The 17,443-nt window shown below is 57.7% G+C and carries 10 protein-coding genes and 1 pseudogene; 7 read left to right on the top strand and 4 right to left on the bottom strand.

The features are described 5' to 3' along the window. Positions 1–137: 137 nt before the first annotated feature. Both ACRQ5Q_RS08200 and ACRQ5Q_RS08195 read right to left on the bottom strand, forming a co-directional pair. Positions 138–1,019, bottom strand: a complete 882-nt coding sequence (locus tag ACRQ5Q_RS08200; RefSeq protein WP_439396986.1) for a pantoate--beta-alanine ligase — start codon at positions 1,017–1,019, stop codon at positions 138–140. A 189-nt stretch (positions 1,020–1,208) separates the two neighbouring features. Then, on the bottom strand, positions 1,209–2,654 hold the full coding sequence (locus tag ACRQ5Q_RS08195; RefSeq protein WP_439396984.1) for a pentapeptide repeat-containing protein: 1,446 nt from the start codon (positions 2,652–2,654) through the stop codon (positions 1,209–1,211). Between the two features lie 1,412 nt (positions 2,655–4,066). Here ACRQ5Q_RS08195 and ACRQ5Q_RS08190 point away from each other — a divergent pair. Continuing rightward, the gene (locus ACRQ5Q_RS08190; protein WP_439396982.1) at positions 4,067–4,975 is read left to right on the top strand and encodes a hypothetical protein; all 909 of its coding nucleotides are present in this window, start codon (positions 4,067–4,069) and stop codon (positions 4,973–4,975) included. Positions 4,976–5,420: 445 nt separating this feature from the next. Here the strand turns inward: ACRQ5Q_RS08190 and ACRQ5Q_RS08185 are convergent, their stop codons facing one another. Next, positions 5,421–5,861 carry a VirK family protein gene (locus ACRQ5Q_RS08185; RefSeq protein WP_439396981.1) on the bottom strand — a complete coding sequence of 147 codons (441 nt, stop codon included), beginning with the start codon at positions 5,859–5,861 and terminating at the stop codon, positions 5,421–5,423. Positions 5,862–6,607: 746 nt separating this feature from the next. Between ACRQ5Q_RS08185 and ACRQ5Q_RS08180 the strand changes: the two genes are divergently transcribed. Next, positions 6,608–7,588, top strand: a complete 981-nt coding sequence (locus ACRQ5Q_RS08180) for a hypothetical protein (protein WP_439396979.1) — start codon at positions 6,608–6,610, stop codon at positions 7,586–7,588. 215 nt (positions 7,589–7,803) lie between these two features. Here ACRQ5Q_RS08180 and ACRQ5Q_RS08175 read toward each other — a convergent pair. Beyond that, a pseudogene (locus ACRQ5Q_RS08175) lies at positions 7,804–8,940 on the bottom strand (IS4 family transposase). A gap of 1,929 nt (positions 8,941–10,869) precedes the next feature. On the opposite strand from ACRQ5Q_RS08175, the gene ACRQ5Q_RS08170 reads away from it, so the two are divergent. The 5 genes from ACRQ5Q_RS08170 to ACRQ5Q_RS08150 all read left to right on the top strand — a co-directional run bounded on the left by ACRQ5Q_RS08170 (position 10,870) and on the right by ACRQ5Q_RS08150 (position 16,551). Continuing rightward, positions 10,870–11,559 carry a winged helix-turn-helix domain-containing protein gene (locus ACRQ5Q_RS08170; protein WP_439396977.1) on the top strand — a complete coding sequence of 230 codons (690 nt, stop codon included), beginning with the start codon at positions 10,870–10,872 and terminating at the stop codon, positions 11,557–11,559. A gap of 26 nt (positions 11,560–11,585) precedes the next feature. Beyond that, positions 11,586–13,049, top strand: a complete 1,464-nt coding sequence (locus tag ACRQ5Q_RS08165; RefSeq protein ID WP_439396975.1) for a type II and III secretion system protein family protein — start codon at positions 11,586–11,588, stop codon at positions 13,047–13,049. 10 nt (positions 13,050–13,059) lie between these two features. Further along, positions 13,060–13,722 (top strand): CpaD family pilus assembly lipoprotein, encoded by a 663-nt coding sequence (locus ACRQ5Q_RS08160; protein ID WP_439396973.1) that lies wholly within the window; start codon positions 13,060–13,062, stop codon positions 13,720–13,722. A gap of 232 nt (positions 13,723–13,954) precedes the next feature. Continuing rightward, a complete protein-coding gene (locus ACRQ5Q_RS08155) occupies positions 13,955–14,323 on the top strand; it encodes a hypothetical protein (RefSeq protein ID WP_439396971.1) in 369 nt (122 codons plus the stop codon). A gap of 44 nt (positions 14,324–14,367) precedes the next feature. Then, positions 14,368–16,551: a hypothetical protein gene (locus ACRQ5Q_RS08150; RefSeq protein ID WP_439396969.1), complete on the top strand. Its 2,184-nt coding sequence runs from the start codon at positions 14,368–14,370 to the stop codon at positions 16,549–16,551. Positions 16,552–17,443: the final 892 nt, after the last annotated feature.

Here is a 17,443-nt window from a genome sequence, read left to right as displayed (position 1 = left end):
GGCCTGGCCCTACCATGTGGGGCAGTAGAAATTGCATTGACTTTCGGACTCTCTACTCAATGGATCATTGAGAGCTGCCAGCACTGGTTAAATAGCGCACTCGTTTTATGAAGATCATGCTATCAACAGCGGTCTGGCTAGGACCGCTCAGGCAGATCGATCCAAAGATCCGGAGCACCGTTTTGGAGTGTATCCTGATCTGGAACGTAGATATTATCGAAAATCCTGACGCCACGAGCCACTGCCCCTCCAAAAATTATGAGAGGGAGCTTGACCTGCTCTAAATCTTCGAAGTTATCAGCGCCGACAATTCGAACAAAATCGAGTTTAAACCGTCGGAACTTGACCCGAGATTTCGCCGACGCTACCAGATCCTTGACGCTAGATGCTCCTCGGGCGATCTCCTCTCTTAAATGGTTGAGTGACTTGGAGAGACACGACAGCTCATCAAGCTCCGAGCGGCTAAATCGCCTCAAGCGCGACGAAACGGGAACTCCGTTCTTGTATCTAACGGTGGGCACAAACCTTATCTCGCAATCGAGAAGGAGGTCTGCCGCAGCGCGCTTCACCATGATTGCCTGACCGATATCTTTCAGGCCGAAGTAGCTGCGAGTTGGCCGCGCATAGCAGATCCAGCGGATTGCCCCAGTAACGGCTTCCTTCAAATACGCCTCGGGCCCCCCTAGACGCAAATGACAGTCACCTTGCGATATAAACGTTCGATAGCCAGTCGGGAACATTTCGTTATCGTTCGAGGAAATCACGGCAGTTGCTCCTGAACGTAGGGCAAGTCCAATATCATCGTCCAAATTGAAATCGTAACCCCCACCTGGTATAAGCTGGATCTTGTTCGGGTACACTGTGACAATCGCGACATCATTCTCCAATGCCGCTCTTCTGATCAGTTCTGCATGCCCAAGATGCAGGGCGCCAAGTGTGTGCACCGTCCCAATAGTCTGACCTGTTCTTGCGACCTCCCGGATAAACGCCTTGCCTGCGGATAGACCAGCCAGGTGCATTTTCTTACTCCAGTTTATTTGAACGCCAACAAGAGTGGAGCGCTCGGATCGCCGAAGGTGCGCCGCCCGGCCTCTCGCGGGGCCGCGCGTGCCGACGAGCTCCAAAGACCTTTCACGTCGACCACCGCACGAACCTGTTCTAAGCTCACGGGCACTGTAGCCACTTCTATTTTGCAGTTTTCGAAGCAGTCAGGTTGAGCCTTCTCGCCCACGTTTGATCAACGATGAGAATTCAGCCAGATAGGTTGATGGCTCGCGCGGCTGATCCCCCTCCAGAGCTGCGGGCAGTCCCCGACAACGGTCGACAAAAAACGGTGGCTCGAAAGTGGTTATCTTAGCGCCCGAAAAGTCGACCTTTACGAAGCTGGCCTGGAACGGCGATATCCCACTCAGGTTCGCATCGCGCAGGGACGATTGGTTCATGCGAACGTATGCGGCCCGCGTTGCCTCCAGGTTGCTGTCCGTCATATCCGCGGCGAGATATGCCTGAACGAGATTTGATCCCTCGAGATTTGCGCGATTCAATGCCATTGATTGCGGCGGATCACCGGTGATCATCGACCTGTAGAGGTAAGCTTGGGATAAGTCCGCATGTTCGAGATCGCAGTCGCGCACAAAGGCGCAGCGGCCGCGAAAACCGGTGAATTTGGCGGCGCGCATTGTGCTCTCTGTTATGGAAATGCTTTCGCCTGATGCCCGAGATAGGTCCGCTCCGTCCAGCTGACAGGAATGAATAGATGCACCATTCAACACAGCACCGGCGAGGTTCGCGTCGGAAAGGCTTACGGACAGAAGCCGCGCCTCGGTCAAGTCTGCCTGCTCCAGCTCAGCCCTGGCAAGATTTGACAGGTGAAGATCAGCAAATGGAGCGCTCAGCGCTCTTGCCCGAATCCGCCCGCTCACCTTTGAGAGTCTCAGATAAGGAAGATGAGCGCCTTCCAAGACAAGACCATCGATGGAGGTGGAACGCACGATCGATAAACACTCTCCCTTTGACTGGAAAAACGAGCAATTCGCCAGATGTGCCTTCGTGATGGTGACTTGGTTTAGCTTGGCAAGCCGGAAGGAAGCGGAAGGAAGGAAGCATTCATTGATGGTTGAACCCTGTAATTCGGCGCCGTCAAATACAGCATCACTCGCGTCGCACTGGTAAATGAGCAGCCCGCTGAGCATCGCGTTGTCGAAGCGTGTTCTTTTCATGCTGCAACCGTGGAACAGGCTGCCGGTTGCATCAATTACATTGCGCAGACTGGCGTCATCGAAGTTGCAGACTTGCGCTGCTATCGCATGCATATAGGCAAAGTCGAGCTTGGCCCCGAGGAAACTTGCGCGCTCGAGCCCGGGACAGATAAGGTTCGCCCCAGAAAGATCTGCTCGATCCAACTTTGTTCCGTAGAGCTGCGCACGATTGAGGGTACAGCGCCGCAACGGGAAATCTGACAGGTCGTGACCACTAAAGTTCTCGGAGGATAGCTGCAAACCAACCCCGGTCCTTCTGATCGCCTCCTCGGTTCGCCTCCCAACAGCAGCAACGGCCAGCAGCCGGTCGGCAGCTCGGCTCCAGTACCGAACGAACTCGCCATCTGATGAAAGCTCGTTTTTCGACTCTGAGCAGTGCTCTGCCCCTTCGTTCACGGTGCACCCACCATCAGTGCCGATCCTTTGCGATATGTCGAGAGTTCCGTACTGCCAGGATTACGAGGGGCCTGCTATTGATCACTTTGTGCTTGGCCTGGACGCAGCCTGTGCGCTTGGCGGCGAACTCGCCTGCGAATTGGTGACACGACTCATCGACGAGACTCCTATTATGTCGGTCTCTCTCGCGGCCGATGCTTGACCATTTCGGCCGAATTCTTGTCATGCGCCCCACAGCCACTCGATGCAATTGTCCACTAAACCCGCCAACCCTGATCACGCACGGACGTTTGACGGCGCCGATATGCCCGGAAGCGCGATTTAATTCGTCAGCCCTTGGGAACATGTGCAAAATTCTAGGTCTTTTCGGAATGGAGCCGCGGCTTGCGGGCAGAAAGGTGATTCTGCATCTAGGGTTGCACTTGACCTGGCCTTACCCCATCGGCAGCAACAACCGTGCCAGCCGCATCAGTCGGAATTGGCGAGCCAAATAGGCGGCATAATATCGAAATTGACGCAGAATGTTCTGAATCTGACAAACACGGTCTCGCCGTCAGGACTCGCATTATGATCGCTAGGGCATCGCGAAAGCAGAAACTCCAAGTTCGTTTGCAGGAGCGCAAAAGCCGCAGTCTTCGCCTGACGCAATCGATGACGTGCAATTCGACACGTGAGGATCGCTGGCGTCATGGTTAGACAAAGCTCGCGCTCGGCTAAGCCTGCTCCGCGCGCCGGCTGGTCCATCTATGGGAGCCCGTGCTGCCTCGATCGACCGCACGCCCCGGGCTTGTTTTACGACTAACACCCCGCGCGCCGACGGGAGCCCTACAATGAGCTTCACGCCACCCCGTCCGGGTCAGAGCGCGATGGCCGCGGCCTGACCCGGCTGTTAGGATCACAGCGGCATCTTGAATAGCATTTCAAAGACCTTCATTGCGAACCGATGCAAGCCGGCCCTGGCAGGCTTCTCCCATGCAGCTCAAGCTCACCGGTAGCTGAGCTTCCGCCGGGCTGCTCCTCCAGGACCTTTCATACGGTGCGGCCGTGAAACGGACAGCGAGGTGGCCCATCCCGCCAAACTCCGCTCTGCAACGAACAACAGAATCGCCCGCACAGTCGCAATCGCCATGAGTTTTCTTCCAAGCAATGAGTCTGGTCAGCTGTTCGACAGCTAAGCCTTCTAGCATAGCAACATCTCGATCCGGACAGGAGGCCGCCTCGATGGCTCAAAATCTGGAAGAGAAGAATGACCGGGATTCCCTGTCAGTCCCACCCGCACGCCTCAACACACGACCGATTCGAGAACCAGACTGACCTGGTACGTTTTACAGACGCTGCGCGCGTCTTGGTTCCTGATCCTGATCCGATCAACTTTGTACGATGATATTGAAGGCCAAAGAAGGGAGAACGGAGTGGGCCCATTTGACAACGTCAACCCATCCGAGGCTGGGGTGCATTACCTTGAGCCGCAACAGGAGGAAGCAGCGCAAGCAGACTTTGAGCATCAGCTTAGAGAGTCTCAGCCAATCCTCGCAGCATCAGCTTCACCGGGGCCCGGATCGAGCCGGACGGTAACGGATGGCAATAAGAGAGCGCAAGCTATCTCGAAGAATGAACGGTGCGCGGCTGCATCCTTTGTGAGAGCGCGCGCTCAGCTTGCCGCAACGCTGACCTGCGCGAACATTGCGGAACTAAGAAGAGAAATCGAACTCGCCGCGCAAAGATCAGCACAATGGTCAAGAGCGATTGGATCGTCAGCCGATCGCGTCGATAGTAGCCGCGTTTACGACGACGTGGTGGCATCGTCATACGTGGAGCTGGAGCGCTTTCAAGACCACGCCAGCCACTGCAAGCCACATGCGTTGGACCGTCAAAGCGCGATGGCCCATTTGCGTTCCATGGCGGCTTTGCGTTATGACGAAGCCCCTTGGAATATCTGGGGAGGCCAACGACTTGATCTGGGTCGCGCAGCGGCAGAGCACATGAGGGGTGATACCAGTTCTTCGCCTTTTGTGTCACTGTCCGAGGAGGCCTCACAGCTGCTCCTTTCGCCGGACGATGACAACGAGTTTGGCGCCAAAGTCATCGCGGAAACCGCGAATGAGTTGCACACCTACACTGTGCCGAGGGTCGCAACTTGGACCGCCGAAGAGATTGTCAGTATTCTCGAGGACGGGACTGAAAATGATGAACCCAATCTGGCATGGGTGAGTGACACCCCCACTGAGGAGCGTGAGGTACTGTTTCTCGGCGGGAATCTGGATGATTATCGGGTGGCTAGCGCATCGAATCCATACAGAAAGTCAGGAGCAAGAGGCTGATGGCACGGGCTCCGGAAGGAGTGATTTGCCTTTGTCGATGCTCCGAACAGTCGAAAAGTAGCGCTCTCGCTATAATACTCCGGTCCGGTTGGCCGGCGCGGGGTAACTGAGCGTCATCAACGCGGGCCCGCGGCCGGATCAGATGATGTTCTCACAAGGACCGCGGGCAGCGTGCGGACGTAGCGAGATCATCGGGAGCGTTCAATCGAGAGGTCTTGGTCCAACCCACACGACGACTGCCTGAGCCGTCGATCCTCCACTGAGATCGAATGGAGTTCGGCGGCGCTCATGAGTTTACCTGAGCAGCAAATTCTGGCAACTTGATCCTTCCGACGAAAGCACGGCCAGAAGCACTCTGACCGTGCTGACGCTCGATGCCCTGCGAAGGTGTCGACATCATTAAAGGGTCAAGTCTTCGAAGCGCCGCCCCGCCCTGTGATCTTCGTTACCAGACGAACTTTGCCCCATCCGGTATTTCGCAGATGAATTCGCCTTGGTTCACGAGTTCGGTGGTCCCGACGACAAGTTTCGAGGCGCGCACCGTCAGCTTGCCTTCGCGGCTAAGGCTATGGCGGATGTACTCGGTCACGGCATGTCCGGAGCTGTCGACCGTTTGATGAGCATTGGCAAAGCTGATGCCGTTCTGGCCGGTCACCCGGAAGGCATTGATGACCAGACCGGCCTGCGTCGCCGACGCAGGCTTGCCACCCTCCGCGTTGGTACAGCGGCTCATGTCCAGTATGAGCTTCACGTTCTTCCCCGCCTGGAGGGCACTCAGCACCTCGGTGTATTTCGGCGAAGGCTCGTCGGCTCTCGCCGGCAGGCTCACGCTCGCGGCCGAAAGCAAGGACAACAGAATCGTTAGTTCTCGGCCAGTAAGCTTCATATGCTCTTCTCCCTCGATGAGTACCGCCGATTGCGGCTTCCAAGACGTCGTGCTCAAGATGCGTTTGGCTGATTCCAGACAACAAGCGCCCTCGCCCTGTACAAAGGCAGCCTATGGCAACGAGGCGCAAGTGGTTGTGATAGCTAATCCGACATCACAACCTCGTAGGTCAGGTTTGCGGAAGTCGCTTAACTTCCCGCGCGTCGACTAGAACGAATTGATGCAGTCGTCTGTGGAAACAGCAAACGGAAACCGGTTGCGCTGATCCATCCCAGGCTTCTCGAGCGAGAGAATGCAATTCTCACTCCTGCAGACGATCTACCAAACAACTGGTTTACATCGCCGCCGTTGCCCCGGCGTCCTTCTTGTTGGCGATCTTGCCGAACCGACCCTTCCCTCGCCTCACGCACCAGCTTGTCCATCTTGCCGTGCAAGCGCTGTCGGCCTTAGATGACGCGTCCGCACTGAAGTGATGGAGCGAGCCTGACGCGCCGGTCCGAACAAACTCGAAGGCACCCGATCTCGGCCTAATCGAGGACCAATGTCAGAGGGGACAAGGCAGCACCGATTTGATTCGGCGCTTTGCGCGGCTTCCGTCCAGCTGACTGTTCGCCTCGCTGACTGACTCCATTGGACTCCCCCAAAAAGCAGAAGCTAAATGGGCCCTTCCTGGTCTGTCAGCTTCTCGAAAGCTGCACCTGCAACAATCTACACCGGCATCCCCGGAACTTCGAAGGGATAGAGACATGAATGTTGATCCACGAAACGCAGCAGACACTCCCTTTAAGGTTCAAAACGCGTTACAGCAGCCCGGCCGCGTCGAGCGGCAACAGGATGAGCTTGGCGGCCAGACCAGCGCACCAGCACACAATTCAGAGGATCAAGCAAGCTTCGAGCAGCAGCTGAATGACTTGCATCCAGACGACTTAGATTCAGTCTATACAACGTCGACTTCAGTCCGCTCGGCGGCAAATTCCGCTGCTGTAACTTCTACGTCTGCGCCGAGCGAGGCGACCTCGGAAATTAGTAGCTATCCAGCGCCATCTTTTGTCAGTGCCCGCGCTCAGCTTGCCGCAACACTGACTGGTGCCAGTCTTGAAGCGCTCCGGAACGAGATCGACCTTGCCGGGCAGCAAGCGGCGCGCTGGTCACCGGCGAGCGCACCTGCCGTTGACCGAGACCGCGTATTCGATGACGTGGTGAGGTCGTCTTATGTCACACTGCGGCGTTTCCAGAATCAGGATAGTGATTGCAAGCCGCATACGGAAGACAATACGAGCGCCATATTGCATGTTCGCAACACGGCTCGGGATCATTCTTCCGTTGGAGATCATCCGGAGCGGTATCCTATTGACCGGGCGCGCCAAGCTGGTTGGCATATGCGGGGCAAGACAACAACATCACCCTTCGTATCATTGGTCGAAGATCCGGCGAAACTCGCCGCTTCTCGCGATCATTGGGCGAGAGCGATCGCCAACAATGCGGACGCCATCCACACCTACACCGTACCAAAGCTCACTGTCTGGACGCCCGACGACGTGCTGAGCAGCATTGCGCTTAGAATGAATGCCGAAGATTACGACAACATCGATGCCGACGTCGATCTGATGTGCTCACTCGGCAGAACGCCAACTCGGGAAACCGAGCGCCTGTTTCTGGGCGGAAACTTGGAAGGCTACCGCACCGGTAGCGAAGCAAATCCCTTCAAGCGGGAGAGCAATGAGTAGATGGTCTCTCGGCCGCACCATTTGGCGGGTTCGTAGGCGTTCAAGCACCAAAATACCCGCAAGGAAGAACCGGAAGCGGCCCACCAACTCCACGCACCACACTTAAGGCATAGTGGGGCGGCCGACAGCCCGATCAACTCTCCAATCGAGCGTAACAGCGACTGAGGGCTCCGGCGCAAGACGCACTCCGACGGTCGCAGGGGTGTCCGGGGAAGTTATGCATAGCAGAACTCGATCTGGCCCGGAACACGGCTGGTTCTTGGGTTGGTCGGATTGTTGGGTGGTGGTTTGTCGATAGCTGCGATTGAACGCCGGGTCGGCAGGAACTGGCGGACGAGCTTGGCGAAACGTAGCGGAGATAGAGCGGTGCGGTGGACGTGCGCAGCGATCCGCAACAGAAGGTAGGCGATCATAGCCGCGAAGAGCTGCAGGCGGATCGCATTGTCATTGTTGCCAAGGAACTTGTGAACGACCAGATGCTGTTTGATCCAGCGGAACAGCAGCTCGATCTGCCATCGACCTTTGTAGAGAGCCGCAATCTCGACGGCTGTCCGCTTCACATCGTTGGTGATGAGCGTAACGATGCCTCCGTTTTCGCGCTCGAGCTTGATACGCCTCAGGGGAATGGCAAGCTTCGAATCTCCCTTGCTGGTCAGCTTGACGTCATCATCTGCCAGGATTTCGAAGCCATCACCCTTGCGCTTGCGCAAAGAGCGATGCCGCGTTGCCCGAAGTCGCATGTTCCGTTTCGGCCGAGTAACAAAAACGGCTTCGCTGGCGTGGATTTGCTGCCACCAGTCGAACCGGCAATAGGCTTTGTCGAACACGTAGGTTGCCCCCCGCTGATCGGGACCCGGTCAAGGAATTTGATGTCGTTGACATTGGCGTCGGTGACCTCGACGAGGCGCGGCACGTCCGTCTTCGGATCATAGATCACGTGCAACTTCATGCCGCGGATGCGGCCATTCCACGTCGCCCAGTCACAGATCTTTCCCAGAGGAATCGGACCGGCATCGATCAGCGGATGATCTCCGCCCCCTCGCGCCGCATCTGCCGATCGGCCATCCCTGCCAGCCAGACGAAGGTCTGCGCAAACACGGCAGGAGGTCGGCGGGCATTGGCATCTGACAACGTCGAACGCCTCAGCATCCCCGTCACCAGGTGATAGTGATGCTGAGGATTGGCATTGAAGCCGGTCACCGTCTCCCGTAGCCCGGTAGCACTGCTCAGTTGCGCATAAACCAGCGCCACCAGATCCCAGCTCGAGAACGTCTTGTCGTAGGCATCACCCCCACAACAATCCAGTTGACCGGTTCAAGCAGGCTGCGGAAGATGCTATCCCTAAAACGCATGCCCGGCCCCTTTCTGAGTCTCGACAACCAGAAAGTACCGGTTTCCTGCTGGAATAGCCGGGCATGCGCTGCGACACAGTGAATCATTCCCCGGACAGCCCTGCGACGGTCGGGAGGACGCCCGACCATCCTCTCTCCCGTGCCCGGGCGTTCTAGTATCTTGATGCATTGTGCTGTTCGGAAGACATCAATTTGTCGGCCGAGCTCACGGCTGGCTGATGGCTTTGGTGAAGGTAAGCCGCCGAACGCGCGGCATCCTTCTCTAGTTAACTCGGCCTGAAATTGACGGCGCGGTCCACCACTTGATGTTTCGGCCGCGATCGCATCGGGTATTCACTGGTCCGCAGCAATCCGCGCTGCCACAGGACAGCCGATCCGCCACCTGGATGCGTTCCATCAAAACAATCGATTTTGCAGAGGACGCCTGAAAGCCTCATAGTCGATCGCAGACTGGAGGCGGCATTCAAGATGACGTCTGGCAATCGATTCTCTTCTCAATCCCTTGCCGAACAACTTGGCTCGAGCGATCGGCAGTCTGCATCTCGAACGTTACTTCCTGTGCATCAAGTGGACGTCCGACCCTCGCCACGGTCTTTCCGCTAAATTGACAGGTACGAGGCGGATCGGATCGCCGCAATCCTGGCGTCATGGCTTACGCAAGGCTTGCTGAGAACGCCTGCCTCTTCGTGCATTTCAAATCGGTTCCACTCTACGCTTAGTTGGAGCGACAAATGCTCACGACCCTGCAAGAGCGAGACGGACGTCACGCGCAGCTCGTCGACATGACCGAACTGTGTCGCCGTTACCTCACAACGATTCACAATTGAGGGCACCGCTACAAAGAGCAGTCAAATGCACTTGAATCTCACCTCGCGTCAGATTGTAGGATTTCCGACAGTCTTGCGACACAATCCGCTCGCGTGAACTCTTCCTGACAGGTAGCAAAAATTGCGAACGTCTCAAAACCTCAATGCTCGGCCGATCCGGTTGGTCACACTACTCGACTTCTGCTCGTCAGAGCTTGCACCGCTTATCTGCTCTGCTAGCGCAAGACGAGGCGCTCTCTTCGCCGCCAGAGCGGGGTCCAGCGCGCCAGAACAACGCGGGCAATCGTTACTTCGCCTATGCCGACGAAAGGCTGAGTTATTGCGCCGTTCACCAGGTCTGACGAAATGGAGCCGGTCTCGCCGCCTCAGACAATACGCGACAGCAAGGCCGTGCCTAATTTGTCCTCATTGGCAGCATTTGCTCGGCTGGGGGCGGAGAAGGTCTCGGAAGCGACCGAGCCTCGGAAAAGTTGACATCTTGCTTGGTTAACACCGGCAAGCGAGAGAACGTCTGTCCCGAAGGACGCGTTGATCGTTTCGTCGCATCTCGGCCTTTCACGACCCATTGGCCGACACATAGCGCGTGAAGTGTCTTTGACGCGGAAAACTTGCAATGTGTGGCTTGACGGCACTACGTGCTCAACAGCCAAGCACGACTGACCGCGGATCGAGACGGATTGGGGAGTTTCAAATGTCGGTTTCGCAAGCCTGTTCGGCGGCAAATACAGCTACTCTCGCCCCCAGCTTCCTATCGCTCCGCCGGCTTGGCGCGGTTGCTACTGCAGGCGTTAGCGTAGGGCAAGCAGGCACGGCTATGCTCGGCCCACAGAGTGTATCAGCACGCCGCCAGGACTTTCAGCCCGCGAGGCATCGCAAAGCTCTTGCCAGCGTAACGGATATGCTGAGCCGCGCCGCCCGCCCAGGCGACCCGTCGCAAGTCGTGACGATGGACACGCATGCATCGACCGTCTGCCACCAAGCTCTTGCACATCGTTTACGGATTTTCGAATTCACGCCAAACCGTCAGGATCTGGGTTCCGCCGAATCTTATGCTCAAACCTAACACGCTCAAGTCCTACCGAGGACGGACGAGAGGCGATGAATGCGAATTCTTCTGGTTGATCATCATGCGGACTTTGGCCGCGCCGTGAAGGCAACGCTCGTGAATTGCGGGTTCGCCGTCGACGTGACGCCCACGCTGGACGAGGCGTCAGCCGCGCTGGATTGCGCGAACTACCACATCTTACTACTCGAATCCGTCTTGCCGGACGGAGATAGTTTGGACTGGCTGAAGCAGTTGCGGCGCGAAGGACGATCAATGCCGGCAATGATGATGAGCAGTCTCAATGATCTCAACCGGAGAATTGCGACCTTCAATGCCGGGGCGGATGACTTCCTGCCAAAGCCTGTGTCGATCGACGAACTCATCGCTCGCATGCGGGCCATTTTGCGACGGTCAACGCAAATGACGGCGCCGGTCGTGACATTCGGGAATCTGCATTTCGATCCGATCGCCAGACAAGTCTCGGTCGGTGGTCGGACACTGAGGATTGCCCGGCGTGAGGTGTGCATTCTCGAACATCTGCTCAATCGCGCCGGCCGCACTGTGCCGCGCACATCGTTGGAGGATAGCTTGTACGCGTTTGACGACGAGGTCTCGACCAATGCGCTGGAAGTCGGGATTTATCGCTTACGCGCGCATTTGAATCAGGCCGGTGCGACGCTCAGGATCAAGACCGCGCGCGGCGTCGGTTACACTCTTGAACTCGTTGGCACAGCATCGGCTGCCTAGCAGTCTCACTTGAAGGCAACAATCGCTTGAAGGTCCTTAATCATGCCGCCGGCGCTCTTCAGCCGCCTGCGATCACCAACCCACACCGCTCTGCCGCTCTACCACGCCTCTGCTACCTCCTATGCGGACTTGCTTTGCTGCTTCCGCTTGCCGCCTCAGCGGAGACAAAGCGGGACGTCAAGGGAGAGATGCCACGTGCGGTACCTGGCAACACCACGGGCACACTCAACCTTACATCGTCGCAGGGAAGAACGGTTCATCTGAGCGCGCCGGCGGCGACCATTTTTGTTGCCGACCCTACGATTGCCGATTACCAGGCTCCCTCGAGCAGTACAATTTTCGTGTTTGGCAAAAAGTCCGGGCGGACGAGCCTGTTCGCCCTGAACGAAAACGGAGAGGCTCTTGCCGAGCTGCGTGTTGTCGTCACCCAACCGATCGAGGATCTGCGGGCCGCGCTCAAGGCCAAGGTCGGCGACTATCCGATTCAGGTCAGCTATACCCCGCGGGGCGCGATCCTTAGCGGTACGGCACCCAATGCAGATGTCGTTGAGACCGCGAGGAAGGTGACCGAGCAATTTGTTGGCGCGGGCGCACCGGTGGTCAACAAGATCCAGGTCGCGGGCTCACTGCAGGTAAATCTCAGCGTGCGGGTTGCAGAAGTCTCCCGCAGCGCCGTCAAGGATCTTAATATCAACTTCACCGCCTCCGGTCCAAATGGCGCTTTCCTTATCACCGGCAAACCGGGCGGGTCCGGCGCGGCCGGCGCGGCCGGCGGCGGCGGCACGATCGGGGTCGGGTTGAGCGCCGGCAATATCAACCTGAGCGCTGTTCTCGACGCTCTCGCGAGTGAGCACCTCGCCTCAATCCTGGCTGAGCCGAATCTGACGGCGATGTCCGGGGAAGCCGCAAGCTTCCTAGCTGGCGGCGAATTTCCAATCCCGGTCATGCAGGATAACCGGCAGGTTTCGGTCCAATTTCGGCAGTTCGGTGTGAGCTTGGAATTCGTCCCGACGGTGCTCAGCAACAACCAGATCAATGTCCGTGTGAAGCCTGAAGTCAGCGAACTGTCGAGCGAAGGCGAGGTCAAGATCAATGGTACGGCGGTCCCTGCCCTTTCGACGCGACGAGCGAGCACCGTGGTCGAGCTCGCCAGCGGCCAGAGCTTTGCAATCGGCGGCCTCATCAGGCGCAACTTCAACACTGATATCAGCGAGTTTCCCTGGCTCGGCGATGTACCGATCCTGGGCGCGCTTTTTCGCTCTTCATCGTTTCAAAAACGCGAAACCGAGCTAGTTATCGTTGTCACACCTTATATCGTGCGGCCGGGATCAAATCCAGGTCGTATAAGCGCGCCCACCGACCGCATCGCACCGCCATCGGATCCAGGCCGCATTTTGACGAACACGCTGGCACGGCCGCCTCAAGGCCGCGATGCGCCGCGCACGAGCGCACCAGGATTGACGGGCAACGCCGGCTTTATCATCGAATGAGGATCGACAAATGACCCTGCGATATTTGTCAAATTTGATTGTCATTGCCGCAACATTGGGGGGCTGCGCAAATAGTGCCTCGATACATTCCAAACCTGCGGAACAAGGAGTCCAGGTCGAACAAAGAAAACGTGTCTTGCTCCTGCAGAGCCTCCGTGCGCCCGAGAGGCTTCAGCTGCGTAGTTTTATCGCCAACGTAAGTGGCGGCCGGCGGGATGCGCTCCATGTGGATGTGAGCGGCTCCCCTGAGCTCATTGCGCAGGTGGCGCACGAGGTCCGGGCCATGGGCGTGGCTCCCTATAACATCCGCCTGTCCGCTTCTCCCCTCAATTTAGCCGGCCGTTCCGGCGTCAGGATCGAGGCGATCACGTTCCAAGCGCATCTTCCGAACTGTCCGTCGCTTCTGATCGTCGGACCAGCAGTGAACGACAATTCGTTCGAACCAACGCTTGGTTGCTCGACCAAAAACAATCTGGCAGTTATGATCAACGATCCGCTCGACTTGGTGGATAATCGGTCTGTCGTCACGGTTAATGGCGATCGCGCTGCCGCTCCTCTTGCCAGCCACCCTACTCTCGCCCAGCCCAACAAGAGCAACGGAGGAGATGGAGCAGGCACGGCAGCGTCGGACGCGGCGGGAACGACAACACAGAATGTGCAGCCACTCCGATAGGCGGTTTTAGGCGCATATCCGAACTCACTGTGCAACACCTTGCGCTCAAACGCCGTCACACCACGCCCTCGGTCGGCCCGTCGCCAGCAGTCTGCACTTGCCCCGTTTACCGGCACAGGAAGAGTAACGTCTTGCCTAGTGAAATCGAAGTAGTCGTATTCAAGCTTTGCTGGCCAGCCGGGTAGGAAGGGATATTGGACGCCCCGCACGTAATGTGCCGCCGAAGACCTTTTTGTCGTTCTGCATCCATGGCACCATTCGCAGCAAGCCTGCCTTCAAAGCCGATGCAATATTGATCGATACCGATGCTGGAATGAGCCCACGCTGCGCCGACCTTGCTATAGCGCAAAACACGATCGCCCAGAGCGACGCCGAGCCGCCCGATAATGTCAGCGATCCACTTGGTTTCGTACCTGCTCAGCTAATCGGCTGCGATGTGGATGTAATGTGCCGCCACTCAGTTGAAGACCCTCATTTTCATGGGGGCGCCTTCTTTGGGCGCGGCGAGCGATGCTGCAGCGCGCAGAGAAGGCAATTGGCGGCCGTCATTCCCCTTTCATTCGAGCTTTCCGCCTGGCCACGTCAGGTTTTGGAAAGCTAACGTGAGTAGCGAAGTAACGAGAGAAAGATGCCAGCGGACTGACCATGGACCGATTGAACACAAGTGAGGAGTTCAGTGCATCAGATGCGACCGTGGAACAGCCGGAGCAGCCGAATGCGGCGTTTGAGCAGTACTTGGCGGGCGTGCGAGAAGCGGGCCCCGTATACAAACACGCGGAGCTATATGATGTCACCGAGGAAGACGATCGCCTCATCCAGGCGGCGTCCCGCGCTGCTCTCGATCGCGGGCAACCGCCGAGTGAGAAAACCGTCGAAATTTACGATCGTCGGCTTCGCAAACTAGCCGAGGAGCTGAAGCAGTACGGCCAATCGTTTGCTGGGCTCGATGACGATACGTTACTCGCTTACGGCAAGAAGCTGCTGCCAAACGACAAGGTCATCGCCCCAGCATTGTCAATGGTCAGTCGGTATCGCGAGCCCGACGCCAACGCTCGCCCCGTTTCAACACATTATCGCCCTACCAGGGAAGATGAGAGTCTCATTAGGGAGGCCGCCGAGGCAGGTTTTAGTCGACAGATCCGTAAGGGAACGGCCGAGAGCTATGCGAGCGCTCTGCGGAAGTTGGCGGTAGCGCTTCGACCCTTGTCGATTGCCAAGCTTAGTGATGATGCATTGCTTGGCCACGCAGACAGATTGTTTCCGAAGGACAACTTGCTCATCGTCGCCTTGAACGGCCTCCGCGATTATCGCGCGATTACCCTGCAGCACAATTTAGGCGGAGAAGGAGGCAGTTCGAGCCACGCCATTCAGCCGTCCACCCCCTTGCCTATGCCGGCCGATGAGCAGCCGATGGGGAAAGTTGCGGATAGGCGCGGCTCATTGCCGCTGGGGTTCAATAATCCGCAGCTCTGGCATGCAGTGGGGTTAGCGGTCCATTCTCCTATAGAAAGTGTCGCCCAGGACGTGCTTTTCGATGCCGCTGATGGCGAGAACCTCTTGCCCGCAACAATGCTTGGGCCAACGATTAGTTCAATGCCCCACTCGCCGGTGCAAAGTGTCGCTCAGGAAGGACTTTTCGACGCCGCGGACCACGAGAACTTCTTGTCGGGGGCGACCTCCGATGCACCGGTGTCTTGGCCAACGATGAGTTCAACCATTCACTCGCCGGTGCAAAGTGTCCCTCAGCACGCGCTTTTCGATGCCGCGGATCGCGAGAACCTCATGCCGGCGCCGACCTTCGATGCCCTGCTGCCTTGGCCAATGATGAGTTCAAACATCCCCTCGCCGGTGCAAAGTGTTGCTCAGGAAGAGCTTTTCGATGCCGCGACTTGGCAGCCGAGCTCGCGGGAGCCGAATTCCACCTCTGAAGACCACTCTGGGCGGATGATGAACGAAGGCGCTGGGGCTCAGACCGTGCTTGAGCAGACGTTCGTGACAGCCGGCGACGCCTTTGATGCGTCTTTGAGCGTCCCCGAAGATTTCTCCCACGGGACCCAGGCCGCGCCGAATATGATGCGCAGGCTTCGCCGCTGGGGCCTCTTGCCGGATGCAGCACAGCGGGTAAAAGCCTACGATATTCGAGGTGAACGCTATATGGCCGTCTTGGGACCGGGAGGGCTCAATGATGTTCAGCTCGTCCATCTGCGGTCGCCCGCTGTCGGCGATACGTTCGATGTTTCGTTCGCCGTTCCCAAGAATTTTTCCCATCGCACCCAGCTGGCCCCAGACATGATGCTGACCACCTTGGGCGACTGGGACTTCTTGCCTGTTGCGGAACATCCAATCATGAACTTTGAGATCGGCGGCGAACGGTACACGGCGATATTGGGACCGGCAGGGCCCAAGGACGTTCAGCTCATTCATCACCCTCGGCCCGCTTTGCCGGGCGAAGCTACGCCTGCGGCACTGAGGACTTCCTCAGATATCTACGGCGGTCTTGCACCTAGCCTTGATTCGGCGGCACCGTTCGAATGGAGTGGGAGCGCTCCCTCGGCGCTAGCGCCGAGCCTTCCTCTGCCGTCTGCCGCACCTGCATCAAGCCATCAGCCAGTCCCGCAAGTGCCTGAACTGGGAGAGTTCTTGGGCGACGGCTGGACGCACGCCTCCCAAGAGGCTTCGCCTGCCGTTATCGACATATTGCAGAGCCTAGGCCTTCTGCCGCGCCGGGACGTCCCAATGACCGCGTTTTTTATCCACGGTCAGCTCTACACGGCAGAAAGCCTACAGGGAGGCCGCGTTCTTCTCTTCCATCAGCCACAATTTGGCTGAATGAGGGCTCGTCGGCACCTCGGACAGCTGCTCAGGCGGACCTGAATCCAGGTCTGATCCTCCTTCCGAATATCTTAGAAGTCCGCTTCAACGATCTATCTCGCCACAGCTCACGAACTTCCTCCGAGGCTCTTCCCTCTTGCGCACACTCGGTCACGCCTAATCCTGCCCCAAGCGCGTGTTGATGTTCATTACGCTGTCACATAGGTAAGCGCGAGCACCCCGAGCGAATTGAGCGACGTTGCGGCTTCACTTACGCGGCAGCCCCGCCGTGGGGTCGAGTGAGGACGAACGCAAACTGGCGGTTGAGCCTACGAATAGCAATCAACGTTTGTATGGCAGCTTCGATGTCGGCCCGACTCGGCCGCAACAAGATCAGGCAGCGCCCCTGGCGATGGCGCGCATGGCCACCGCTTTGTTCGTCGGGGTATCGATAACCGTAGGCCAGATTTCTCGGCTTCAAGGGGGACGCGCGCTCCTTCTATTTCGGCCAAATCGGCGAAGCGAATGAACCGCACGGCCGCGCCGCTCTTTCCATTTTGAAACCGCGCCTTGTGGATCAGCCTCGACAATTGCGACGCTGCCCGTCCCCCCCAACGCCGCGACCGAAATTCGGACCGTCAGCGTGCCCTTGCAGCTTGCGCCGTTTTGGGTAAGCCAGAGCGAGGACTTACATCTCCTACTTGTTCGACGGCAACGAAATGCAGCGCACGAGTCATCCAAAACATCGAGCCTCCCACTCCCATCGTGTGTCGCGTCAAGAGCGGGCTTGGGCTCACAACCAGACCAACGCACAGCCACTAACGATATACCGCGCTATACGTCGGCCAACGTCAGCCGGTCCGGTTGGGAGGCGCGAGAATTCCACCGCGTCGCTTTGCAAAACGGCCAC

The sequence above is a fragment of the Bradyrhizobium sp. PMVTL-01 genome (genome assembly GCF_051861855.1).
Lineage (GTDB): Bacteria > Pseudomonadota > Alphaproteobacteria > Rhizobiales > Xanthobacteraceae > Bradyrhizobium.
The sequence above is the reverse complement of the archived record's forward strand: the minus strand, read 5'-3'. Positions and strand labels throughout refer to the sequence as shown.